Here is a 24049-nt window from a genome sequence, read left to right as displayed (position 1 = left end):
GTCAGTACCTGATCATCACCGACTTCAGTTCGGTGTAATCCTCGATGAACGCACTGCCGAACTCACGCCCTACCCCCGATGCCTTGGTCCCGCCAAACGGTACCGCCGGGTCGAGGAAGGTGTGCATGTTGACCCACACCGTACCCGCCTCGATCTGCGGGATCAGGCGCAGAGCCTTGGACAGGTCGTTGGTCCACAGGCTGGCGGTCAGCCCGTAAGGGCTGTCATTCATCATTTCCAGCAACTGCGCTTCGTCATCGAACGGCAATATGCACACGATCGGGCCAAAGGTTTCTTCGTGCAGCAACGGGTCGCGGGCGTCGTTGGCCAGCACCACCGTGGGCTCGACGAAGTAACCTGGTCGCTCGACGGCCTTGGCCCCGCACACCACGGTGTTAGAAGCATGGGCCCGCTCGAAGAAGCCAAGAATCTTCTGCAGATGCGTGGCATTGGCCAAAGGGCCGAACTGGGCATCTGGGTCCAGTGCCGAACCAATCTTCAATTGCCCCAGCGCTGCAGCCAGCTTGCCCGTGAATTCGTCCACACGGCTGCGGTGCACATACAGGCGCTCCGGCGAGGCGCACACCTGCCCCTGGTGCACATAGGCCGTTTGCACGATGCCGGCTACCGCGCCGTCGACATCCACGTCGGCCAACAGCGCCGCCGCGTTTTTGCCACCCAGCTCCAGCGTGGCGCGGGTCAGGTTGGCCGCCATGGCCGCCTTGCCCACGGCGATGCCGGTCGGCACCGAGCCGGTGAACGCTACCTTGGCCACCTCGGGGTGCTCGATCAGCATCTGGCCCGCTTGGCCGCGCCCGTTGACCACGTTGAACGCGCCGGCCGGTACCCGGCTTCGACCGCCAGCTCGGCGATGCGCAGCAAGGTCAGCGGGGTGAACTCGCTGGGCTTGACCACGATGGTGCAGCCGGTGACCAGCGCCGACGCGATCTTCCAGATGCCAATCATCACCGAGAAATTCCACGGCACGATCCCGGCCACCACACCCACCGGCTCACGCAGGGTAAAGGCGGTATAACGTTCACCACCAAACGAAGGCAGCGAGGGGGTCATGGTCTGCCCGGTGATCTTGCTCGCCCAACCGGCGAAGTAGCGCAAAAACACCACGCTCTGGGCAATTTCCAGCCCGCGCGACAGGTTGATCGACTTGCCCGAGCACAGGGTTTCCAACTGCGCCAGCTCTTCGGCATTGGCCTCTATCAGGTCGGCCAGGCGGTTCAGCACCACGCCTTTCTGGTATGGCGAGACTTCGGCCCAGCTGCCCTTGAAGGCTTGCCGGGCGCTGCGCACGGCACGTGCCACCTCGGCAGCGCTTGCCTCGGCCACACGGCTGATGACCGCGCCGCTGGACGGGTCGTGAATGTCCACCGAAGGCCCGGCCTCGCCCGCCTGGTAGCGGCCCTCGATGAAATGGCCATGGGGCCTGGCGAGGAACTCGACCACGGCGGGTAACAGCGGGATATCGCTCATGACATGCACTCCTGGATGGCGGCGCCAACGTGGCGCCGGGCCGATCTTCAAGCGCCTGCCCGCCCGCCTGCCAGCCCTCTGCAGCGTTTTGTCAGGCAGCCTCAAGAGAATGTCACGCAGGCCAAATCCCCCCTGCTGGCCAGGCGGCACACTGCGATGACTGCGATTTCTGCACAAACCATAACAACATCGGAGATAGCCAATGCGTCGCGTCGACAGGCTCAGCATCTCGGCAGCCCTGGCCTTGGCCTTGGCGGCAGGCAGCAGTGCGGTGCGGGCCGACCTGCCCGCCGAAGAGATCGGCCACAACACCTTGCCGTTCCCGCCAGACCCTCACCGGGTCTACATCCTGGATGTGGACTTCAAGAACCCCATCGCCGGCAAGGTGGTGGTGGTGGACCCCAAGGCCAAGCGCATGCTCGGCATGACCACCAACGCCTTCGTCGCCCCCACCGCGCTGAGCCCGGACAACCGCACGCTGTATTCGGCCAACCTGTTCTACTCGCGCGGCACCTACGGCGAACGCACGGATGTGCTGGTGGCCTGGGACACCCAGACCCTGCAGCCGACCTGGGAGGTGGTGCTGCCTGCCAAGCGCGCCTCGACCCTGACCGAGAAGTACGCCATGGGTGTCAGCGCCGACAACAAGCTGGCCTACGTCTTCAACCTGACGCCGTCGACTTCGGTCACCGTGGTAGACACCCAGGCGCGCAAGGTCGCCAGTGAAGTGCCCATCAGCGGCTGCGTGCTCAATTACCCGGTAGGCAAGCGCAGCTTTGCGTCCCTGTGCGGTGACGGCCAACTGCTGGTAGTAACCCTGGATGACGCAGGCAAGGAAGTATCACGCACGCAAACGCCATTCTTCGACCCGAACAAGGTGCGCCTCAACGAACGCGCCATTGCCAACGGCGACACCTACTACTTCACCACCACTCAGGGTGAGGTGTACCCGGTGGCGTTCGAGGGCGGCAAGGCCAAGCCGCTGCCCACCTGGTCGCTGGTCAGCGACGAAGAGCGCAAGCAAGGCTGGGCACCGGGCGGCTGGCAGGCCCTGGCCGTGGCACCAGGCCTGAACCGCTTGTATGCACTGATGCACGACCAGCACACCGACGGCAAATGGGAAGACCCGAGCACCACCATCTGGGCGTTCGACCTCAAGACCGGCAAGAAGCTCGGCACTCTGGACTCGCCCAAACCCGTATGGAGCCTGCAAGCCAGCCACGACAAGGCACCGATCCTGGTGGCCACCGACCTGGAAGGCGGCGTGCAGTTCTTCGACCTCACCAGCAACAAGCACAGCGGCGCGATGGACCAGATCGCCGACACCCCTGTGCTCACCCTGGCCCCTTGGTAAGCAGGAGATCGGACCATGCTCGACCCTGTCCTCGTAATTGCCAGCAGCACCGCACTCGCCGCACTGCTGGCCAGCGCTGCCAGCCACAAGCTGCGTGACCGGCGCGCGTTCAACGCCATTGTGCGTGCCTATCAGTTGCTGCCGGCTCCGCTGGCGCCAGGCGCCACCGCCAGCCTGGCGCTGATCGAGCTGGCCTTGGCCCTGGCCCTGCTGCTACCCGCCTGGCGCACCGATGCAGCACTGGGGGTGGCGCTGTTGATGGCGCTGTACGCCAGCGCCATCGGCCTGAACCTTTGGCGTGGCCGGCGTGACATCGACTGCGGTTGCTCTGGCCCCGGCGCCGCGCAGCCACTGCGCCCGGTGTTGCTGCTGCGTAACCTGGTGATCGCCCTGCTCGCCGGCCTTGCCGCATGGCCCGTGGCCGAACGCGCCTTGGGCGTGCTGGATATTTTCGTGGTGAGCGCGGCGGCAGCCGTGGCGCTGCTGCTTCATGTCGCGGTGGATGGCCTGCTGGCCAACCAACCGCGTCTTGCCAAATTGAACGGGAGATAACCCCATGCAACTGCTTATCGCATCGAACATCCTGCTCTGGCTGCTGCTGATCGCAGTCGCCTTCACCGTCATGGCCCTCGTGCGCCAGATTGGCGTGCTGCACGGGCGCATCGCCCCGGCCGGCGCGCTGATGGTGGACAAAGGCGTCACCGTGAACGACCCCGCGCCACAAGTGACTGCCGCCGACCGCCACGGCCGCCCGGTGAACATCGGCTACCGCGGCGAACGCTCGCAGTTGCTGTTCTTCCTCGCCCCCGGCTGCCCAGTGTGCAAATCGCTGCTGCCGGCGGTGAAATCGATTGCCAGGGACAACAGCGGTTCGCTGGACGTGATCTATGTCAGCGACGGTGATTTCGCCGAGCAACAGGCACTGATCGAAGCCAACGGCCTGCAGCAAGCCAGCTACGTAGTCGGCCCGGAGGTGGGCATGACCTACCAGATCGGCAAACTGCCCTATGCCGTACTGATCGACGCAGCCGGCACCCTGCGCGCCAAAGGCCTGGTCAACTCGCGCGAACACCTGGACAGCCTGTTCGAAACCCTGCACCTGGGCAGCGCCAGCCTGCAGCACTACTTGCACGGCGACCCGTCGCACAGCCATGACCACGAACACGCCCACACCCACCAGCACAGCGCGCAGCACTGACCGCGGAGCCGACCATGAGTTTTCTCGACAAACTGTTTGAACGCTCCAGCCGCCATGTCGCCGATACCACTTCGCGGCGCAAAGTGTTGGCGCGGCTGGGCTCGCTGATCGTCGCCGGCGCCGCCCTGCCGGTACTGCTGCCCATCGACCGCACCGCCAAGGCATTGGCCGCCGAGCAGCCGAAGATGGGCGACCCAGGTGACCCGACCAGCTGCGACTACTGGCGCAACTGTTCGATCGACGGTTTCCTGTGTTCGTGCTGCGGCGGCTCGATCACCTCCTGCCCGCCTGGCACCGAAGCCTCGCTGGTGACCTGGATCGGCACCTGCCGCAACCCGGCCGACGGCAAGAACTACATCATCTCGTACAACGACTGCTGCGGTAAGCACGCCTGCGGCCAGTGCGCCTGCTCGCGCAACGACGATGAACAGCCGCTGTACCGGCCATTCAACAACAACGACATCAACTGGTGCCTGGGTGCAGCCTCGAAGATCTACAACTGCACCGTCACCATCATCCGTGGCGTGGCGGTGTAGCGCCATGCGTGGTGTGACGCTGTTGCTGCTCCTGTGCCTGCTGGCCCCCGTGGCCCAGGCCAGGACCCTGCCCAACCCCAACCAGCGGCCTGCCCCCGGCAACGAAGTACCACCGGTACCGATCGCCCAGGCCGGCTACTCGGTGCCGGTGAACTACCAATTGCAGTGCGCCGGCTGCCACCGTGACCATGGCGAAGGCTCGGCGGCCAACGACACACCGCGCATGCAGGGCTTTGTCGGCAACTTCCTGCGGGTGCCCGGTGGCCGCGAGTTTCTGGTGCGGGTGCCGGGCATATCCCAGTCGGCGCTGAACGACCAGCAGATCGCCGACCTGCTCAACTGGTTGCTGATGCGCGATGGCATGGCCGGTAACAGTTCGCCTGAACAGTGGGCGGCCTATACCGGCGCGGAAGTACACCGTGTGCGCCAGCAAAGTATGCTGAACCTGCCTCATGTGCGCGCCGGCTTGATCGAAGACATGCGGGCCAGGGGCATCGCCATCGGCGACGGCCTTGGCCATTGAAGCATCACGCAAGCGTTGTACCTTCAGCCCGCCCGCTCAGCGGGCTTTTTTTATGCCTGTCAGATAGTCGCGGTGACGAAACATCGGGTGGGAAGTATCTGCACAGTGCTGCACCAATAGCCCTCATAAACATCCCGCCAAGGAGCAAACCAGACCCAGCACACAAATTTAATAGCTATTTATATCAACGACTTGGGGTGTATCCACACGGTTCGTATCGGCAATAGGGCTCGCTTTTTGCTTGAATATTCAAGTGAATTTTAAACTTTATCTCCCAAGAGTCGCCCAAGCGACCCGTTACAACGCTACCCCGTGCGAGGCCCCTATGATCCCTGCAACCCGCATTACCGACGACCGTTTCCAGGCTTGGCTCAGCCAAGTCAATGAAGCCTGTGGCCACTTCAACGGCCGCAAGCTCGACCCAGGGTTCGTCGGCCAGCTGGAAAAGTGCCAGGCAGGCCAGATCTCCATGAGCATCGTCGACATGACCCAGGTGAACCTGTTCCGCGGCCCGCGGGAAATCCGCGCCAGCGGTGCCGACAACTACTATGCGGTGCTGCAGATGGCCGGCACGTCGCACATCGAACACCAGGGTGCACGCATCGAATTGCAAGCTGGCGACCTCACGTTGATCGACGCCAGCGCGCCATTGGACATGCACTTCCACCAGCGCTCGCGGCAGTTGTCGCTGATCTTGCCGCGCGCGCGGGTGGAAAGCGGCACCCGTGGCACCGGTGTCGCCTGCGCCAAGCGTATCGAGGCGCAAACGCCGCTGGCCAACATGGCCCGGCTGATGATGCTGGAAACGGGGCGTACCCGGCACATGAGCGACCATGAGAGCCAGGCCGTGCTCGACGCACTGATCGCCCTGCTGCGCCCAGCCATCAGCCACGACACGGTGCCCGGCAGCCACGAGCGCATGTTCCGCAAGGCCCTGGCGCTGATCGACCAGCGTATTACCTGCGAACAGCTCACCCCCGAGTTCATTGCCCGCGAAGTGGGGATCTCGATGCGTAGCCTGTACCGCATCTTTGCCAAGCATGGCTTGGTGATTGCCCAGTACATCCGCAACCGCCGCCTCGACTTCTGCGCCGAGCACCTGCGCAACCCGGCGATGGACCAGAAGGTGTCGTCGCTGGGGTATGCCTGGGGGTTCTCGGATTCGAGCTATTTCAGCACTGCATTCAAGGCGCGATTTGGGGTAACGCCTGGGGAGTATCGGCGTCAGCATGCCAATTGAGCGGTACCGACAACGCTGTGGCAATACCAGAAAACACCTTGGCAGGCACAACAAAACCCAGCGACCGACGCTGGCGCACAATCAAACCGAATACCGACAAGAACCCACCCAGGACCCGTGCGTGATGCCCACCCTCGCCCCCCACAAGTTCGCAATCCCGTTCCTGCTCGCCACTCTGGTCAGCCCCCTTGCCCTGGCCGAAGACTGCGCCGCGCCACAACGCCAGCAAGGCGAACAGGTGTTTGCCCGTGACTGCGCAGCCTGCCATTCGGCACAAAAGGGCGGCCCGGCAATGATGGGCCCCAACCTGCACGACGTGGTAGGCCGTACACCTGGCAGCGTGCCAGGCGCCAACTACTCGCAGGCCATGAAGAGCCGCCAGGCCAGCTGGACGGCGCAAGCCATCGGCGCCTTCATCGAGCAACCACAGGCCGCAGTCCCCGGCACCTACATGCCCTACGCCGGGCTGCCGGATGCTGGCGAACGCCAGGCGGTGACCTGCTTCCTCGCCGGGCTCAAATAACGCATTCCTTCAAGGCATTCCCACCAAGGCCCCTTCACGGGGCCTTGTGTTTTTATCGGCCTGGCACAACGCCAAAGGCAACTGGCAGCCAGGGCAAAAGCCCGCGCCGAGGCTTCCTGCATGATCACTGGCATGTCTTCAGGACTTCTGCCAAACCCATAACAAAGGAAGCCAGACCATGCACCACCGCCCATTCCGCCTCACCTTGGCCGCACTGTTGGCCGGGGCTTCGCTGGGCACCTGCGCGCAGGAGCTTTACAGCGATGCCGAGCGCCACCTGAACGCCAATGTCGAAGCCGTGTTCGGTGTATTCCACAGCGAGGAAAGCTACGCCGTCGCGCGCGACCAGCCCGGCTCCACATCATGGCGCGAGGGCTATGTAAAATACGGCCTGAGCGGTGACCAACGCCTGGGCAGTGCCGGTTCGCTGTACGGCGCTTTCGCCCTGCTCAGCTCTGGCACCTGGGGCGACGGCGACGCCGCCGGCTTCAGCGATGGCAGCGAACGCACCACCAAGATCGAGGACGCCTACCTGGGCTGGAAGTCCGGCAACCTGGTGCCACTGCTTGGCGAAGACGGCATCGACCTGTCGTTTGGTAAGCAGATGGTCGCGGTAGGCGATGGTTTCCTGATCCAGGGCGATTCCTTGAATGTTGGCCACGGCCTGCCCAATGGCGAGTTCAACCGTGGCGGCGCGTACTACCTGGCTGTGCGCAAGAGCTTCGACAAAACCGCCGTGTTGCGCCTTGGCGGCAGCAAAGGCTGGCGCGGCGACCTGATGTGGCTGCAGTCGGACAACCGCGCCCAGGCCAACACCGAAATGCATGTGGCCACCCTTGAGCATGTGGCAGACGCGGGTACGGTCGGGCTGACCTACATCGACACCACCCATATCGACAAGCAATACGCCTCGCCGATGCAGCAGGAACGCGACGGCATGAAGACCTACAGCATTCGTGGCCAGGGCAATGCCGGGTGGAGAACCTGTTCCTGTCTGGCGAATATGCCAAGCAGGACAAACCGCACGCCGCGACTGAAGACGCCTGGTATCTGGAAGCTGGCTGGACCTTTGCCGACCTGCCCTGGGCACCGAACGTCAGCTACCGCTACAGCCGGTTCTCGGAGCAATACGACACGCTGTTCTATGGCCTGGGCCGTGGGTTGGGCACCTGGTTTCAAGGCGAGGTGGCGGGCAACTATGCCGGGCCGTTCAACAGTAATGCGCGGATCCAGAAGGTGGGGTTGACGGTAAGCCCGGCTTCGTCACTGAACGTGGGGCTGATGGGCTTCAAGTTCGACACGATCGACCGCAGCCTGGGCAATGTAGATGGCCACGAGGTGGACCTGTATGCGGAGTGGACCCTCAACGAGCACCTGATGATAGTGCCACTGGTGGGGCTGTACACGCCTGAGCGCAGTGCCGAGCAAGGCGGTACACAGTTGGGCAATGACAACAACAACCTGTACAGCCAGGTTGTGTTCGTCAGTACCTTCTAAACCACTTGCACCGCTCGTTTGTAGGAGCGGCCTTGTGTCGCGAAAGGGCCGCAAAGCGGCCCCGGCAATTTATGCACCGTACTGAAATCCCGGGGCCGCGCTGCGGCCCTTTCGCGACACAAGGCCGCTCCTACAGGGATCGCGTCTGGGCTTAGTCGTTAGGCACCGGCAAGGGGGCCTCACTGTTCCAGGCCGTAACCGGCCGGCTGAACTGGTTCTCGGTCTGGAAGTGAGCCATGCGCCACTGCCCCTCCTCCAGCGCAAAGCGCACCGTCAGCCGCGCAGCATTCAGGTGCGATGCACCGTCGGCAAAGGTGCTGGTCTGCAACATCACCCAGCGCCCCACACCCTGCTCGCCGTCCATCTCGATCACCTCACTGGTGAGAAAGTGCACGTTCAAGGCAAAGTGCGCCGGGGTTTTCATGTAGGTGGCAAACATCGCACGGATCGCCTCACGGCCACGGTAGCCGCCAAAGCTGGCGGCATACCGGGCGCCCTTGCCTTCCCACACGGCTTCACGGGTAAACAAGCCAGCCAGTTCGTCCAGCGGGGTGCTGCAATCGAGCTGATCGCACAGTTCCATATAGCGATTGATGCACACCCGAATGGCCTGCTGACGCTCGAACACCTGCAAGCGGGCCTGCAACTCATGCAAGTCAGTCATTGCTGCCCCCGTTGCCGCCATACAGGTTGAGCAACAAACGCTCGGCCACTGCCAGCAGCTTCTCGTCCGCACCTTTGGCCCCCACCAGTTGCAGGCCCACCGGCAGGCCGGCCTCGCTACCCAGTGGGATGCTCAACGCCGGGTGCCCGGACAGGTTGAACGGCCGCACCAGCGAGGTCATGCCCAGTACGGCGCGAGTGTCGCTGGCCTCCTCCAGCCGCAGCGGGAAGTCCGGCATGGTCGGCAACGCCAGTACATCGTAACGGGCAAGGGCTTGGTCGACTTCCTCGGTAAACCGCTGGCGTACCGCCTCTGCCTCAGCCAGCGCGGCATCATGGGTCTGCCCCGCCGCCGCCAGGCGCCCGGCGATGTCACTGCCAACCTTGCCGGTTTCCAGCAGGTGGCCACAGGCCTGGAAGGTTTCGCGGTTGATCACCACCATGCCAGCCTCATACGCCGCGCCAAAATGCTTGAGCTCGACATTGCCCAGCGGCAAGCCGCTGGCGCTGAGTGCCCCCTGCACCGCCTTATGTATGCCCACTTCAGCCGTTACCCGCAGCACACCGATACGCGCCTTCGCAGGTACCTGGGCGGGCACGAACGTCGGGTCTATCATGGCCATGGCGCGCACCAGCATCGGTAGGCTCGCAGCGAACGGGCCAACACAATCGAGGCTGCTGCTGGCCGGCATCACCCCTTGGCGGCTGACCCGGCCAAAGGTCGGCTTCAAGCCGAACACGCCACAGCAACAGGCCGGCACGCGCACCGAACCACCGGTGTCGGTGCCCAGGCTGAAGTCGACCAGGCCAGCAGCCACTGCAGCCGCCGAGCCGCTGGACGAGCCTCCGGGAATACGCCCCGGAAAACGCGGGTTGGCCGCCGTGCCGGTGTGGCGGTTGATACCGGTAGTGCCGAAGGCCAGCTCGTGCAGGCCGACCTTGGCAGTCAAGCGCGCACCGGCCGCCAGCAGGTGGCTGACCACCTCGGCATGCCGCACCGCCAACGGCGCATCCTCCAGCGCTTGGCTAGAGGCACGGGTGGCGGTGCCGGCGACATCGATGGTGTCCTTGATCGCGACCCGCGGGCCGCTGCCGCCAAGGTCGAGGGGTTCTACGATTATTGTCATTGTCATACCGCCCTTTGGATGAGGGAGCCTTGCCAGATACTTGAAATGTCAACTGAATATTCCAGCACCTAGGCGCACCTTTGTAATAGCCAAATGCATGGAAACGTCTATGATGTCGCGACTATTTCCGCACACGTAGTGAAGCGATGAGCACTTCGAAGAACACAGGCCACAGCCATCACGATCCGGCCAGCGATGAGTTTCGCAAGGAAGACTTCCCTTTTTACTGGCTGGCCCGTGTGCATGGCCGCTACACCCAGAACATGGAACGGCTGCTGAAGAAGATCGACCTTGACGTGCCGCGCTGGCGCGTATTGTGGATCCTCAACGAGAACGGCGAATCGAGCATTTCCGAAATCTCCACCCATGCCATCGCCAAGCTGTCGACCATCACCAAAATCGTCTATCGGATGAAAGACGACGGCCTGGTCGACACCGCCCCCAGCCCCGAGGACGGCCGCGTGACCCAGGTACGCATCACCGAGGCTGGGCTGCAGAGCATCGCGCGCATGCAGGATGTGACCCGCGACCTGTTCCAGCGCAGCTTCAAGGGGCTGACCGAGGCGCAGGTGCAGCGGTTGAACAAGATGCTCGAAGTGGTTTTCCATAACCTGGATACCTTCTAGGCCGCAGGAGCGCGTTCAGCAGGCCTTGGAGGTTTCGCACACCCGGTGATACGCGCGGTTGAAGTACACCAGCCCATCATCGGCACCGCCCTGGCGGATGTCCTGGATCTCGCAGTAGAAAATGCTGTGCGAGCCAACTTCATGCACCTGGGCAATGCGGCAGTCGAAGTTCACCAACGCCTCCTGCATCACCGGCGCCCCGCTCTCCAGGACCGTCCACAACGTCGAGGCAAAGCGTGCTTCCATGCTCAGGTTGCGGTTGGCGAACACCCCGGACAACTCCTGATGGGTGCCGGCCAGCACATTCACGCACAAGGCGCCGTTGGCCTTGAACTGCTCGTTGGAATACGAAGCACGGTTCATGCAAACCAGCAAGGTGGGCGGTGAGTCGGTCACGCTGCACACCGCCGAAGCGGTGAAGCCGAAGCGCCCGGCCGGGCCGTCGGTGGTAATGACCGAGACGGCGCCACCGAGCATGGCCATCGCGTTGCGAAAACGGGTTACCTCTACCATGGTCATGCTCCTCAGATATCCAGCACCAGCTTGTTCGACTTGGCCCGCGAGCAGCACACCAGGATCTGGTCGTTCGCGGCCTTCTCTTCATCGGTCAGGTACACATCGCGATGGTCGGGCTCGCCTTCGAGTACCTCGCACATGCAGGTGCCGCACACACCCTGCTCGCAGGAAATATCGATGCGTATACCCACCTGGGCCAAGGCATCGAGGATGCTCTGGCCCTCGGCGACCTGCACAGTCTTGTTGCTGCGCGCAGCGACCACTTCGAAGCCCTGGCCAGTGGCGTCGACCTCGACCTGGAAGTACTCCTTGTGAATGTGCTCCTCGGCATAGCCCTGCTGGCGCGCTCCTGCGATCACCCAGTCCATGAAGCCCGACGGGCCGCAGGTGTACAGGTGCGTACCGGGCATGCCAGCGCCGAGTACATCGGCAAGGTTCAGGCGCTGCGTCGCCTCTTCATCGTCAAAATGGGTAACCACCCGTGCCGCGAATGGCGCATCGGCCAGCGCTTCGAGAAACGCACTGCGGCTACGCGAGCGCCCACAGTAATGCAGTTCGAAATCGGCGCCCTGCTGGTGCAAGGCGTGGGCCATGGCAATCATGGGTGTGATCCCGATGCCGCCACCCAGCAGGATCGAACGGGCGGCGCCAGCCGCCAACGGGAACAGGTTGCGCGGTGCGCTGATCTGTACCTCGCGCCCCTCCATCAGGGCCTCGTGCACACCCACCGAACCACCACGGGACGCCGGGTCTTTCAAGACGCCCAGGCGATACACCGTCACATCCGCCGGGTCGCTGCACAGCGAGTACTGGCGCACCAGGCCGGGCGCCACATGGATGTCCACGTGCGCGCCGGCCTCGAAAGCCGGCAAGGCAGCGCCGTCGGCTCGCCCAAGGTCGAGTACGACCACGTCGGCCCCTTGAATCTCGCGCTTGCGCACGACTACGTTCAACAGTTCTTCATTCATGCTCGGTGTCCTGTAGTAACCAGGGGCGCGCGGGCGCCCCGTCAATGTCAACGCATGAACAAGCCGCCGTTCACATCCCAGGTCGCCCCGGTGGTGAAATAGGCCTCGGGCCGTGCCAGTTGCACGATCAGGTCACCCAGAAAGTCGGCATCCCCCAGGCGCTGTACCGGAATGTTGGCCAGAAGGCCCGGCAGCCGTTCGACCGGCACCGCGGCATGCACCGCTGGCGAGTCGACAGGGCCCGGGGCGATGGCATTGACGGTAACGCCGCGAGCGGCAAACTCCTTGGCAAACACCTTGGTCAGGGTGATGATCGCGCCCTTGCTCGCCGCATAGTGCGCGCCGGTGGCCGTGCCGCCGTTTTGCCCTGCCAGCGAAGCCATGTTGATGATCCGCCCGTAACCGGCCTCGGCCAGGTACGCGCCGAACACCTGGCAGCCGAGGAACACGCTGCGCAAGTTCAGGCCGACCACGGCGTCGAACTCTTCCGGGCTGATCTGCATCAGCGGCGTGGTCCTGGTCACGGCGGCGTTGTTCACCACCACGTGCAAGCCGCCGAAGCGCTCAAGCACCTGGGCCAGGGCCTGCTCGAAATCGGCCTTGCTGGCGACATCCAGCTTTACCGCCAACGTGCGTCCAGCCTGCCCTTGCAGCTGCTCGGCAGTGGCCTGGGCAAGTGCCAGGTCACGGTCCGAGACCACTACGTCGAAGCCTGCGGCCAGCAGCCGGGTGCAGAAACGCTGGCCCAGGCCCTGGCCGGCGCCGGTTACCAATGCGACTTGGTTCATGGCCTTGCCCTCAGAGGATGTAGCCGATACCGGCGAGGGTATCGTCACTGTTGATCAGGCTGATCACCTTGCGATGGACCCTGAACCCGCCCTCGGCTCGCACCAGGGTGTACGTGAGGTCGGCGCTGTAGTGCTTGAGGCTTTCCTTGCGGAACTCGCGCACGTTCTGCGCAGCGCGCACGGTGACATTGACGCCGTCGTCCGCGAGCACACGGATACGCGAAATCGTGCGCACGGTACGTGGCTGCGGGCTGGTCGAGATCGACTCGCCACCGATGAGCCGCTGCACACGCAGGGCACGCATGTGGTGGTCGTCATAGGCGTAGTTCAAGGTGTTCTCGTAGTCGCTTTCCTTGGGGTCGATCGGGATGATGTAGGTGCCTTTGTCAGTCCACAGGTTGAGCCAGGCGTCGTACTCGCCATGGTCGAGCATGTCGCCTTCCTGCCAGATGAACGCGGTGACTTCGTTGAACAGGTTCAGGTTCATCATTTGGCCTCCGCGGTCATCATCTTCTTCCACTGCTGGTACGCCGCGCGCATGCCGGTCTCGGCACTGACGTCGGAAATCAGGCCATCGGCGCTGGGCTTTTCACCCACCAGGCCACGGTTGAGCATGATCCACAGGTCTTCACCGGCGCGGGCGCCCTTCTGCACCCGCTCCCACGCCTCGGAATCGTCCGGGGTGCCGAAGCCCATCGGCCCCTGGAAATGCTCGTGCAAGCGCAGGCGATAGCGGTTGGCCGCCGCCGGGCCGCCATCCATGGTGATTACCGCATGATGGATTTCGGTTTCGCTCACCGAAATCGGCTGCAGCACACGGAAGAACGCCATCGAACAGGCCACGTTGGGGAACAAATTGAGGTTGAAGCCCGAACCACCGACCGCGCGGACGATGCGCCGCACCTGCGCCTCGTCGATGCCTTCGTCGCGCAGTTCGGCGGCAAGGCTTTCGAAGCGCTCCGGGATCGGTTTGTCGAGGTCGGCCTCCAGGTCGACCAGTTCGGGGATCATCACCATCACGCTGTGGCCGTTGCCCAGGTCTTCGACATAGCCAGGGCCCTTGACGAAGTCGAACAGCTCCAGGGTCTGCTCATCGACCGAGGACAGGAAACTTTTGTGCACCAGCGGGAAGTGGTAGGCGTCAGTGGTGTTTTCCAGCTGGATCTTCCAGTTGCCGGGGAAGCGGAAGCGGTGCTCGCCCGGCACTTTGATGCCATAACCGGCGCCCTGTTTCATGAACAGGTCCATCCACTTCTTCGCCGCACCGAGAAAGTCCTCCAGCGGCTCGATGTCATCCTTGAACGTGGCGAAGACCATGCCGGCGTAGCTTTCGGTGCGCAGGCTGACCAAGGGCAGCTCGGCCTTGTCCAGGCAGTCGCCGTAGCTTTCCGGGTGCGGGATACCGCGCAGCGAACCATCCAGGGCATAGCCCCAGCCGTGGTACGGGCAGACAAAGCTGTTGGTCTTGCCCTTCTTGTGCTCGCAGACGGTGGCGCCGCGGTGCCGGCAGCGGTTGAGCAGCACGTTGATGGCCTTCTTGCGGTCGCGTACCACGATCACCGGCTGCTTGCCGATGTAGGTGGTCTTGTAACTGCCGGCTTCGGGGATTTCGCTTTCATGGGCGACCCAGATCCAGGTGCTGTGGAAGATTTTTTCCAGCTCGGCATCGAACAGCGCCGGGTCGGTGTACAGAGAGGTGTGGACACGGTCGGGCTGCACCAGCTCGGCCGGATCGATTGCCAGGTTGATGGCGGGAATCAGGTTGCTCACGGGATTATTCCTCTTCTCAGGCGCGCTGGATGATCAGTTCACGGCCAACACGGGCCTCGACCTTGGCGTAGCGCCACAGCTTGTAAGGCCCCTCGCCCACCGCCGTGGTGCGGAACAGGTTGCAGGCGGCGTGCACGGCCTCGATGTTGGGCACATCGGCCAGCAGGTAGGTGGTCCAGGGGAAGCCATCGGACGGCCCGACCATGGCTTGGTCATCGTCCATGTTGCCCAGCACGCGTACCCCGGGCAGGTCGTGGATGCCGTTCCACATGGCGCTGAAGGCGGCCCACACCTGCAGTTGCTCTTCACGCGGGGCATCGAAGAAGTTCTGGTTGATGCCCATGCAGAACAGCACGCGCAAGGCTTTTGTGTCGCTCATGACAAATCTCCCGAGGGTTACAGGTAGCCCGGCAGGGGCTGTTTGCCGAAGAACATGGCTCCGGCGTTCTGGTAGGTGACGTCGCCCATGAAGGCGTGCTGGGTGACCACTTGCGCATCGTTGACGCAGCGCGCCAGTGGGCTCTCGTTGTAGATGCCAGTCATGCCGGACAGCAGTTGCGCACTGCGCGCCACTTCGGCGGCAACGCGCGCGGCATGGGTCGAGGACAGGCGCAGCAGGTTGGTCACCTCGACCGGCACCGGGTCGCCAGCCAGCACATGCCCCCAGGCCTGCTCGATGGCTTCGTAGAAGAAGGCCCGCGCCGAACGCAGGGCGGCCTCGGCCTTGGCCACGTCCACCTGGGCCAGCGGCCGGTCGGCCAGGGCCGGGCGCCGGTGACCGAAATGCGCCCGCTGGCCATGCCCGACAGCTCGTCCAGTGCGGCGCGGGCAATGCCCAGGCCGACCACCGACAGCACCTGGGTGGCGAACGACAGCGACGGGTAGCGGAAGAACGGCTCGTCCAGGTTCGGCTTGCCGCCGCGCACGAAGGTCCACTGCTCGCCCACCCGCACATCCTCGACCACCAGGTCGTGGCTGCCGGTGCCGAGCAGGCCGACGGTGTCCCAGGTTTCTTCGATGCGCGCCTGGCTGCGCGGCAGCACCGCCAGGCGCGGCAGGTCGAGCTTGTCGCCGTTGCGCGGGGTGATACCGACGCCAACGATATCGGCGCCCATCGAGCCGCTGGAGTACTTCCAGCGGCCGTTGACCTTGAAACCGCCGGGCACGGTTTCGGCCGGCTGCGGCGGGAAGATGCCACCGGCGAACACGGTGTCAGGGCTGTTGCCGTAGATTTCGGCGATGGTATCCAGCGGCAGCGCCGCCAGGTACACCGGGCTCATGCCGAAGCTGGCGACCCAGCCGGCAGAGCCGTCAGCGTGGGCGATGCGCTCGATCATTTCGCAGAAGGCCGCTGGCGAGCACTCCAACCCACCAAAGCGCTTGGGCACCAGGGCGCGGTATACGCCATGTGCTTTGAACGCATCGATCACGTCGCGGGAAATATGGCGCTGGCGATCGAACTCGCCGAGGCGGGCACGATCACGAACGCCGTCAAGCAAGGCCTCGAAAGCAGGGCCGCAGGCAAGCGCCGACAGGGGCGCGTCACGCAGGCAAAGCGAATCCATGGATTATCTCCGTCTCAGGCGCGGTTCGGGTGTTGAGGCTGGGAATGGCGGGCGGCGCTGGCCACTGGCAAGCACCGGCCACGCGGGGAAGCGAAGGCAGGTTGGGGCGGCATATCTGTCTCTCTTGTTTTGGGTGCCGGTGACAGATATTTGCGATTATTTACGTGAATTGTCAATTGAATTTTCACGCTAAAAACAAAGAAAATCACCTCGCTCACTTGCGCTTGAAAACAGATAAAACCACGTTAATCGTTGATTTATGTGGATTTTTTATAAGAAACAGGTAGACCTGAGCTCACGCGCAAGCGAAAAATATTTAGACTACTTTTCACGTAATTCGGCGAGGGATATTTCGAAAGGACCAGAGGGGGAAACAGAAGGGAAATGCAGATGGATTTTCAGCGGACAGCAAAAAGCCCAGGCCCTCCCCGCACGGAAAGGCCCAGGCAAAAAACACAGTGAAAGACGCTCAGAATGCCGGGGGCTGCTGCGCAGCCCCAACGTTCTGCGCCTGGTACTCAGCCTTCCTGCAACGCACGCGGCCGGTGGCTGCGCGCCTCGGCCTCCGGCGCCGCGGCCCCCTGCAGGTGGAAGTCGAACGAAAGCTCGGCAAAGCGCTCGCCTTGCACGCCACGGTCACGCGCCGCCGCCGCATCTTCGACAAAGCGCAGCTCGCCAATCAGCCCGTCACGGGTAGCGTAGGCAAAGTCGTCCCACAGGTACTTGTCACCCTCGAAGTTGATCTGCGTGGTCAGGTGGCGGTACCCCGGCGCCGAGATGAAGAAGTGCACATGCGCCGGGCGCTGGCCATGACGGCCGAGCAGGTCCAGGCATTCCTGGGTCGGCCCCTGCGGATCGCAACCATACCCCGACGGCACGATCGAACGTGCACGGTAGCGGCCCTCGGCATCGGTGATGATGCGCCGGCGCAGGTTGTAGTCGGACTGGGTCGAGTCAAAGTACGAATAGGTGCCCTGGGTGTTGGCATGCCACAGGTCGACGGTGGCACCGGCCAACGGCTTGCCGTCGGCATCGAACACCTGGCCCTGGAGGAACATCACCACACCTGGGTCGGTGCCGTCGTCCATGCGCACTTCGCCTTGCGCCAGCGGCGCCCCGGCGACGTACAGCGGGCCTTCGATGGTGCGCGGAGTGCCGCCAGCAAGTCCGGCTTCGGCGTCCTTGGCGTCTTGCAGCAGGTCGAGGAAGTGCTCGATGCCCAGGCCAGCAGCCAGCAGGCCCGCCTCGTTACGGCCGCCCAGGCGGTTGAGATAGTCAACGGCGTGCCAGAACTCGTCTTCGGTGATCTCCAGGTCTTCGACCAGGCGTGCAGTGTCTTGCAGCACGCGCAGGATGATCTGCTTGAAGCGCGGGTTGCCTTCGGCGTGGTCCAAGCCAGCCACCTGCTTGAAGAAGGCTTGAATGTCGGCAGTGTGGGAAATTTTCACGGTCATCGTGCTTACCTCATATTGTTCTTGTCAGGTAGACAGGTGCGAATCAGCGGTCGTCGCTGTGGATCGACGAGGGATGCCGGCACAGGCCGTCGACCTCGATGTCCATGTACGGGAACAGTGGCAGCTGCATCAGCGTGTCATGCAGCGCCTCGACGCTGGGCACATCGAATACGCTGTAGTTGGCGTAGTGCCCGGCAATGCGCCACAGATGGCGCCAGGTGCCTTCGCGCTGCAGGCGCTGGGCCAGTTCCTTTTCGTCGGCCTTGAGCTGGGCGGCCTTGGCCGGGTCCATGTCGACCGGCAGTTTCACGGTCATCTTCACGTGGAACAGCATGGTTATCTCCTTACTTGCTTATCAGCGACGGGCGAAGCGCGCCAGGCGCTGTTCGTCCAGGGTCAGGCCCAGGCCTGGGGTACGGGGGATGTGCAGTTGGAAGTCGCGGTACTGCGGCGGCTCGTTGACGATTTCCTCGGTCAACAGCAGTGGCCCGAACAGCTCGGTGCCCCAGGTGAGCTGGCGCAGCGTGAGGAAGGCATGGGCCGAGGCCAAGGTGCCGATCGAGCCCTCGAGCATGGTGCCGCCGTACAAGGCGATGCCGGCGGCCTCGGCGATCTGCGCGGTGCGCAGCACGGCGCGCGGGCCACCATTCTTGGCGATTTTCAGGGCGAAGATACTGGCGGCGCCGTCGGCGGCCAGGCTGAAGGCGTCTTCGACGCTTTCGATCGACTCATCGGCCATGATCGGTGCCGGGCTGCGCTGGTTCAGGCGCACCTGGCCACCGCGATTGATGCGCGAAATCGGTTGCTCGATCAGGTCGATGCCGTTGTCGCCCAGTACCTGGCAGGCGCGAATGGCCTGGGACTCGTCCCAGTATTGGTTGACGTCGACACGCACGCTGGCGCTGTCGCCCAGCTCACGCTTGATCGCCACCACGTGTTTGAGGTCCTGCTCCACCGGGTTGGCGCCGATCTTCAGCTTGAACACACGGTGGCGGCGGATTTCCAGCATGTGCTGAGCTTCGGCGATGTCGCGGGCGGTGTCGCCGCTGGCCAGGGTCCAGGCCACTTCCAGGCTGTCACGCACACGGCCGCCCAACAGCTCGCTGACCGGCAGGCCCAGGCGCTTGCCTTGGGCGTCGAGCAAGGCGCTTTCGAGGCCGGACTTGGCAAAGGTGTTGCCCTTGGCCAGCTTGTCCAGCTTGAGCATGGCGGCATTGATGTTGTCTGCCGGCAGGCCGATCAGCGCAGGCGCCAGGTGCGCGTCGATATTGGCCTTGATGCCCTCGGGGCTTTCGTAGCCATAGGCCAGGCCGCCGATGGTGGTGGCCTCACCGATACCTTCCACGCCATCGCTGCAGCGCACGCGTAATACCACCAGGGTCTGCTGCTGCATGGTGTGCATTGCCAGCTTGTGCGGGCGAATGGTCGGCAGGTCGACGATAATTGCCTCTATACGTTCAATCAGCGCACTTGTCATTGTTGCCAGGTCCCGTCAGATCGGGCTGCCAGTTGCAGGCCCGAATGGTGCATTTACTTGATTGTTCAAGGATTGCGCGAGACCCTGATGACAGTCCAATATCAAATGAATCTCCCACCATACCCTGGAGGTCTGATGGAGCTGCGCCACCTGCGTTACTTCAAGGTTCTGGCCGAGACCCTGAACTTCACCCGCGCCGCCGAGTTGCTGCACATCGCTCAACCGCCGTTGAGCCGGCAGATCAGCCAGCTGGAGGACCAGCTCGGCACCCTGCTGGTGGTGCGCGAACGCCCGCTGCGGCTGACCGAAGCGGGTCGCTTCTTCTACGAGCAGACCTGCACCGTGCTGCAGCAGTTGCAGAACATCAGCGACAACACTCGTCGTATTGGCCAGGGCCAGCGCCAGTGGCTAGGCATCGGTTTTGCCCCCTCCACCCTGTACAACGTGCTGCCAGAGCTGATCCGCGAGCTACGTCAGGACAGCGAGCTGGAGCTGGGCTTGAGCGAGATGACCACGCTGCAGCAAGTGGAAGCGTTGAAGACCGGGCGCATCGACATCGCCTTCGGGCGCATTCGCATCGATGACGCGGCCATTCAGCAACAGGTACTGCGCGAAGACCCGCTGGTGGCCGTGCTGCCCAAGGGCCACCCGCTGGCGGGCAGCCCGCTCAGCCTTGCCCAGTTGGCGGGCGAAGCGTTCATCCTCTACCCGGCCAACCCTCGGCCCAGTTATGCCGACCATGTGCTGGCGCTGTTCGCGCAGCACGGCATGAGTATCCGCGTCAGCCAATGGGCCAACGAACTTCAGACCGCTATCGGCCTGGTGGCTGTAGGTGTAGGGATAACCCTGGTGCCGGCGTCGGTACAGCAGCAGCATCGCACCGATATCGAGTATGTCGGTTTGCTGGATAGCGGCGCGGTCAGCCCGATCATCCTTAGCCGGCGCAAGGGGGATGTGAGCCCGGTGGTGCAGCGGTGCCTGGCGTTGATTGCGCAGCAGGCAGTCTGAGTGAACAGCACAGGACCTTGGGGGCAAGCGTTTTAGCGGACATCGTTTGTTGCGGGTGCACTGCGAGATTCAAGGTCGATTTCCGTTGGCCACCGGACCTTGGGCGCTAGGCGATGCATGGGGCTAAGACCATCGTCATCGTTCCAGTCCCGGGGTGGGTGGACGAATTTTGGTAGGGCGTCAGGGCCTCAGCAAAGCCACGACTCCTCTTAAGCTGAACGTTGATCTTGGTAGTTCTAGATACACGTCATCATAGTAATTGGGTGATGGCCTTACATTTTTCACGTCGCATCTGAGATCAGGTATTTCTCTGACATGGGGCAAATCGTAGCTCCACCCAAGCGACCGCTCCCATTGAGTTTTTGATCCGCGATTAATCATTTTCCCCTCGCTCACATACCTCTAGGTAAGCACTCGGAATAGTCCGATCTAGCCAATACATGACCAACAGCGTTGCTCCAGTTATTGTGTGCTTCCCGACAGTGGGCATAAGCTCCACTACGCCTGAAACCTCCAACCAGCAAACACCGTTCTGCTCACTACATTCTCGCTGTTTTATTACTATAGAATCAGCTTTATAGTCGGGTATCCTTGGTGGGGTGAAACTAGAGAATCTTGTAGATTTCGATAACTCCTCTGTAGTGATAGCGTGAAAGTCATCAACAACAATGGTCTCTCCACCTTTGTACTCAGGAAACTCTCCGTCGCCGACGCGGTGGACAATTAGAACCCAGCGAAAAGCAGAAGCACCATCTCTATAGTTTGGCAAAACCACCTGAAATCTAAGTTTTTGCTCTGTCACCAGACCCACTAGACCTCCAATTTTCGGCGCTGCGGGATCTGTTACCATGCTCGACTCAAAATTGAACTTCGCCTTAACACCAAGAACTGCTGCATTAAGCTCTGCAAACGCAATATCTGCGTATTCAGGCGCATCCCAATGTACTGCCGGTGTTTCATCTCCTTTTCCAAACCAGCAGCGCCTTGCCCAACGCTCCAATGCTGAAGATCTATTTTTTTCAGCCTGCTTGCTCAATGCAAATGCAGCCAAGCTCAATATTACAGCGAGGCCTAAAGGTCCTAAAATTAGCGATTTAAATACGGCACCAGCAAAAGCCACAGCACCTATTCCGTAGAATACAGCAGAAGTAGCATGAAGAATCCGCGCTGTTTTATCCCCCGCTGCCGAAGCTCGCTTGGCGGCGGATATTGCTTGTGCGGTATCGAAAACTCCGGCTACTGCACTGAACAAGGCGCCGAACTTAACGAGCGCTACTCCAACTGCTGGTACGCCGCGGGTCCAAGGCGCTTTTATATAACCAGCGCTGGAGCGCATAACGAGTCCAACCAGTTCAATCTGCCCTCCCAATATCCCCAGCTGCGCTCCCTGCAGCGCCAGCTTGGCCTCATGCGCTTTCGGTCCAATCTCCTCCTCCGCTTTTTCCTGATTCCTGGCCAGGCTGTCGTATTGAAAGTACAGCCCTCCAATTGCCAGCAGTACTTCCCAACTTCCCGCCACACCGCGCAAGCCGCGAAAGCCGGTTCGGACCAACTGCGCCGCCTGCTGCGAAGTGATCCTCATCCCCTGCAACACCTTGCGCGCATTCGCCTCCAGCGTTCCCGCCGCCACCGAGACATCCACCAAGGTAATCTGTGCCGCGCTGCTGACTTGGGTCACCTTCATATTGGCTTCCTCAAACAACCGGCCACGCACCTCTTCAGCCGTGCCCTCGACCCACACCGTCACGGTGATCATGGTGTGGGTAAACCGCGGGTCGAGCACTGCCAGGCTCATCAACCCATGCTGGATGATCGGGCGCACCTTGCGGAACGGCTTCATCGAGCCAAATTCGAAGTCATCGATGCTGCGATGCATCCGGTCCCGTGCCTCGGCGATGGAGGCATTGGCCTTGTGCTGCAATTCGCGCAGGTGGGCACTTTGCAAGGCGTAGTACTCGCCCAGCTTCATCTTCACTTCCAGTTCGATCAGGTGCACGCCGTTGTAGAGGAACTGCGTCGCGCTGTTCAGGTGCCGCACGGCTTTTTGAATGCCAGGGAGCACGTTGGGCGCCAGGCGCTGGCTGGCCGCGTTGAGCGCGCTCTGCGTTTCGGCGATGGCCTGTTTGAGGGTGTTGCGCATGCGCAGGCCCGCGTCGTCGCTGGCAATGATCTTGCTCAAGATGCCGTAGAGCTTGTCGCTGTCGTTCCAGTTGATGGCTTCGGCAGCGGTAAAACTGGGCAGCAGCCCGGCCAGCAATGCACGGTCCCGCATCAACAACGCGCGATAAGGTGGGCTGTCGGGGTCTTGCAGCCATTTCAGCCAGAGCGTTTCGCTGGTGCCGGCCGCTGGCACCGTACCGAGCACCACGGCCTCGGTAATACCGCCCCCCAGGCACAACGCCATGGTCTTGGCATACGCCACGCCAGACTCACGATGATCACCGTCGTAATCGTACTGCTCGGCCACCTTGAACATGGGCGTGTCGAACAGTGCGGCATACGCACGGGCGTCCTTGTCGATGTAGCGCTGGAACTCGGCTTCCTGCTGGTCGTACTCGGCCTGGAACGCCGCCCGTTGCGGTTCGTGGTAGCGCTCTTCAAGCCGCTCGTCACTTTCCAGCTGCGCACGCTCGACCAGGCGCTGACGCTCTACTGCCGGATCCACGAACACCGGAGGCCCGTCGCCGGTCATTGGCTCCAACGACGGTATTTTCTGTGCCGCCCACTGCCGGTGCGTCGCGCGAATGATCTGCAGAATTTGTGAAGTCTGCAGTTGATACGCCCGCATGGGCTCTTCGCGCCAGACTTGACGCTTCACCACCCAGTTCAGTCGTTGATGGTTGTACTCCTGAATCAAGCCAACGGTGTCGTCGAGCACCACCGCCAGCACACCGCTCTCCAGCTTGTGCCGGTTCATCGCGTTGACCAGGTACCCCTTCAGTGCAAACCGGCGCAGCCAGCGGGTGTAAAAGCCATGCGCACTGTCGAACGGCGAACACCCGTGCTGCGCGTACTCGAACACCTCCTTGTCGATTTGCAGGTTGTCAGGCGTCATGGCGATGCCCAGCAATTCGGGGTTGTTGCGCGCCTGAGTCAGGTCCAAACCCTCAAAGCGATGCGCAGGTGCCGTGCCGCGTTTGTAGGCATTCAGCACGCTCACCGGCCAAGGGTCGCTCGAAAAGGCCAGCCAGGCGCTGCCATAGCGGTCGGTATCGATGTTCAGGAAAGATGAGGGAATGTCGTGGTTTTCATTCACGCACTTTTCGGGGAGTGGTGCGGGCAGGCCGTCGGAAGGTTCATAGGGGTTGAAGCGGCGCAGGTGGCCCTGCTCGCTGACTTCGTAGGCATGCCAGACCTGTTGGTCCAGCAGCACGTACAGGTAGCCCATGCGCAAGGTGCGCAGGCCCATTTTCGTCGAAACATGTAGGCTGCCGGCAACAGTGGTGACACAACCAGGACGTGCATCCGGCACTAAGGCGCGGCGCAGTGGCAGAATCGGCAGGCCTTGCCGCTCGCAGGACATGCACTGGTCGTGCGGCAGCCCGGCTTCGGCTACCGCAATGGCGATACGTTGGCTAAGGGGCATAAGCGACCTCGCGTAGAAAGGGACCCTGATGGTCCCTGAACCCTAACGAGGAATCGCTTGCCGGAGGCTCAGTGGGCTTCCTAAAAACCTGTAGGAAACTTCTCTAAATCAACCACTGGACGGTCACGCCACTGTCGGCTCA

21 protein-coding genes and 4 pseudogenes are annotated in these 24049 nt (G+C 62.5%); 10 read left to right on the top strand and 15 right to left on the bottom strand.

The window, feature by feature from the left end; all coding sequences use genetic code 11:
• Position 1: 1 nt before the first annotated feature.
• Positions 2-1488, bottom strand: a pseudogene (locus AB5975_21165) (aldehyde dehydrogenase family protein).
• Positions 1489-1690: 202 nt separating this feature from the next.
• Here AB5975_21165 and AB5975_21160 point away from each other — a divergent pair.
• The 8 genes and pseudogenes from AB5975_21160 (at position 1691) to AB5975_21125 (ending at position 8359) form a co-directional block, all read left to right on the top strand.
• Positions 1691-2842, top strand: coding sequence for an amine dehydrogenase large subunit (locus AB5975_21160; protein ID XDR19046.1), 1152 nt, complete (start codon positions 1691-1693; stop codon positions 2840-2842).
• Positions 2843-2857: 15 nt separating this feature from the next.
• Positions 2858-3394, top strand: coding sequence for a MauE/DoxX family redox-associated membrane protein (locus AB5975_21155; protein ID XDR19045.1), 537 nt, complete (start codon positions 2858-2860; stop codon positions 3392-3394).
• A 4-nt stretch (positions 3395-3398) separates the two neighbouring features.
• Complete coding sequence (gene mauD, locus AB5975_21150; GenBank protein ID XDR19044.1) at positions 3399-4040, top strand: methylamine dehydrogenase accessory protein MauD; 642 nt, start codon at positions 3399-3401, stop codon at positions 4038-4040.
• Between the two features lie 14 nt (positions 4041-4054).
• Positions 4055-4576 (top strand): methylamine dehydrogenase light chain, encoded by a 522-nt coding sequence (locus tag AB5975_21145; protein ID XDR19043.1) that lies wholly within the window; start codon positions 4055-4057, stop codon positions 4574-4576.
• A 4-nt stretch (positions 4577-4580) separates the two neighbouring features.
• On the top strand, positions 4581-5099 hold the full coding sequence (locus AB5975_21140) for a cytochrome C (GenBank protein XDR19042.1): 519 nt from the start codon (positions 4581-4583) through the stop codon (positions 5097-5099).
• 325 nt (positions 5100-5424) lie between these two features.
• Positions 5425-6339 carry a transcriptional regulator FeaR gene (gene feaR, locus AB5975_21135; GenBank protein XDR19041.1) on the top strand — a complete coding sequence of 305 codons (915 nt, stop codon included), beginning with the start codon at positions 5425-5427 and terminating at the stop codon, positions 6337-6339.
• A 124-nt stretch (positions 6340-6463) separates the two neighbouring features.
• A complete protein-coding gene (locus AB5975_21130) occupies positions 6464-6862 on the top strand; it encodes a c-type cytochrome (GenBank protein ID XDR19040.1) in 399 nt (132 codons plus the stop codon).
• Between the two features lie 178 nt (positions 6863-7040).
• Positions 7041-8359 (top strand): annotated as a pseudogene (locus AB5975_21125) (hypothetical protein).
• Positions 8360-8510: 151 nt separating this feature from the next.
• On the opposite strand, the gene AB5975_21120 reads toward AB5975_21125, so the two are convergent.
• The gene (locus AB5975_21120) at positions 8511-9023 is read right to left on the bottom strand and encodes a nuclear transport factor 2 family protein (protein XDR19039.1); all 513 of its coding nucleotides are present in this window, start codon (positions 9021-9023) and stop codon (positions 8511-8513) included.
• Positions 9016-10149, bottom strand: coding sequence for an amidase (locus AB5975_21115; protein ID XDR19038.1), 1134 nt, complete (start codon positions 10147-10149; stop codon positions 9016-9018). The genes AB5975_21120 and AB5975_21115 overlap by 8 nt, the downstream gene beginning before the upstream one ends.
• A 146-nt stretch (positions 10150-10295) precedes the next feature.
• Between AB5975_21115 and AB5975_21110 the strand changes: the two genes are divergently transcribed.
• The gene (locus AB5975_21110; GenBank protein ID XDR19037.1) at positions 10296-10775 is read left to right on the top strand and encodes a MarR family winged helix-turn-helix transcriptional regulator; all 480 of its coding nucleotides are present in this window, start codon (positions 10296-10298) and stop codon (positions 10773-10775) included.
• Positions 10776-10790: 15 nt separating this feature from the next.
• On the opposite strand, the gene AB5975_21105 is transcribed toward AB5975_21110, so the two are convergent.
• From AB5975_21105 to AB5975_21060, 10 genes and pseudogenes are all read right to left on the bottom strand, one after another.
• Positions 10791-11288 (bottom strand): flavin reductase, encoded by a 498-nt coding sequence (locus AB5975_21105; protein XDR19036.1) that lies wholly within the window; start codon positions 11286-11288, stop codon positions 10791-10793.
• Between the two features lie 11 nt (positions 11289-11299).
• Positions 11300-12259 (bottom strand): 2Fe-2S iron-sulfur cluster-binding protein, encoded by a 960-nt coding sequence (locus AB5975_21100; protein XDR19035.1) that lies wholly within the window; start codon positions 12257-12259, stop codon positions 11300-11302.
• A 47-nt stretch (positions 12260-12306) separates the two neighbouring features.
• Complete coding sequence (locus AB5975_21095; protein ID XDR19034.1) at positions 12307-13047, bottom strand: SDR family NAD(P)-dependent oxidoreductase; 741 nt, start codon at positions 13045-13047, stop codon at positions 12307-12309.
• A 10-nt stretch (positions 13048-13057) separates the two neighbouring features.
• Entirely contained in the window at positions 13058-13534 is a 477-nt protein-coding gene (locus AB5975_21090; GenBank protein XDR23008.1) for an aromatic-ring-hydroxylating dioxygenase subunit beta, read from the bottom strand.
• Complete coding sequence (locus AB5975_21085) at positions 13534-14817, bottom strand: Rieske 2Fe-2S domain-containing protein (protein ID XDR19033.1); 1284 nt, start codon at positions 14815-14817, stop codon at positions 13534-13536. The genes AB5975_21090 and AB5975_21085 overlap by 1 nt, the downstream gene beginning before the upstream one ends.
• Before the next feature lie 16 nt (positions 14818-14833).
• The gene (locus AB5975_21080) at positions 14834-15196 is read right to left on the bottom strand and encodes an IacB protein (protein XDR19032.1); all 363 of its coding nucleotides are present in this window, start codon (positions 15194-15196) and stop codon (positions 14834-14836) included.
• A 17-nt stretch (positions 15197-15213) separates the two neighbouring features.
• Positions 15214-16382 (bottom strand): annotated as a pseudogene (gene iacA / locus AB5975_21075) (indole-3-acetate monooxygenase).
• A gap of 518 nt (positions 16383-16900) precedes the next feature.
• Positions 16901-17836, bottom strand: a complete 936-nt coding sequence (catA, locus tag AB5975_21070) for a catechol 1,2-dioxygenase (GenBank protein XDR19031.1) — start codon at positions 17834-17836, stop codon at positions 16901-16903.
• Positions 17837-17879: 43 nt separating this feature from the next.
• Positions 17880-18170 (bottom strand): muconolactone Delta-isomerase, encoded by a 291-nt coding sequence (gene catC / locus AB5975_21065; GenBank protein ID XDR19030.1) that lies wholly within the window; start codon positions 18168-18170, stop codon positions 17880-17882.
• Positions 18171-18191: 21 nt separating this feature from the next.
• A complete protein-coding gene (locus tag AB5975_21060; GenBank protein ID XDR19029.1) occupies positions 18192-19313 on the bottom strand; it encodes a muconate cycloisomerase family protein in 1122 nt (373 codons plus the stop codon).
• Positions 19314-19448: 135 nt separating this feature from the next.
• On the opposite strand from AB5975_21060, the gene catR reads away from it, so the two are divergent.
• Positions 19449-20321: an HTH-type transcriptional regulator CatR gene (gene catR, locus AB5975_21055; GenBank protein XDR19028.1), complete on the top strand. Its 873-nt coding sequence runs from the start codon at positions 19449-19451 to the stop codon at positions 20319-20321.
• 32 nt (positions 20322-20353) lie between these two features.
• Here catR and AB5975_21050 read toward each other — a convergent pair.
• Together AB5975_21050 and AB5975_21045 are read right to left on the bottom strand one after the other, a co-directional pair.
• Positions 20354-20449: pseudogene (locus tag AB5975_21050) on the bottom strand (hypothetical protein).
• 245 nt (positions 20450-20694) lie between these two features.
• Positions 20695-23907: a T6SS effector BTH_I2691 family protein gene (locus AB5975_21045; GenBank protein XDR19027.1), complete on the bottom strand. Its 3213-nt coding sequence runs from the start codon at positions 23905-23907 to the stop codon at positions 20695-20697.
• Positions 23908-24049: the final 142 nt, after the last annotated feature.

Origin of the sequence: Pseudomonas putida, from assembly GCA_041071465.1 — a bacterium.
In the GTDB taxonomy this organism is placed as follows: domain Bacteria; phylum Pseudomonadota; class Gammaproteobacteria; order Pseudomonadales; family Pseudomonadaceae; genus Aquipseudomonas; species Aquipseudomonas putida_P.
The sequence above is the reverse complement of the archived record's forward strand: the minus strand, read 5'-3'. Positions and strand labels throughout refer to the sequence as shown.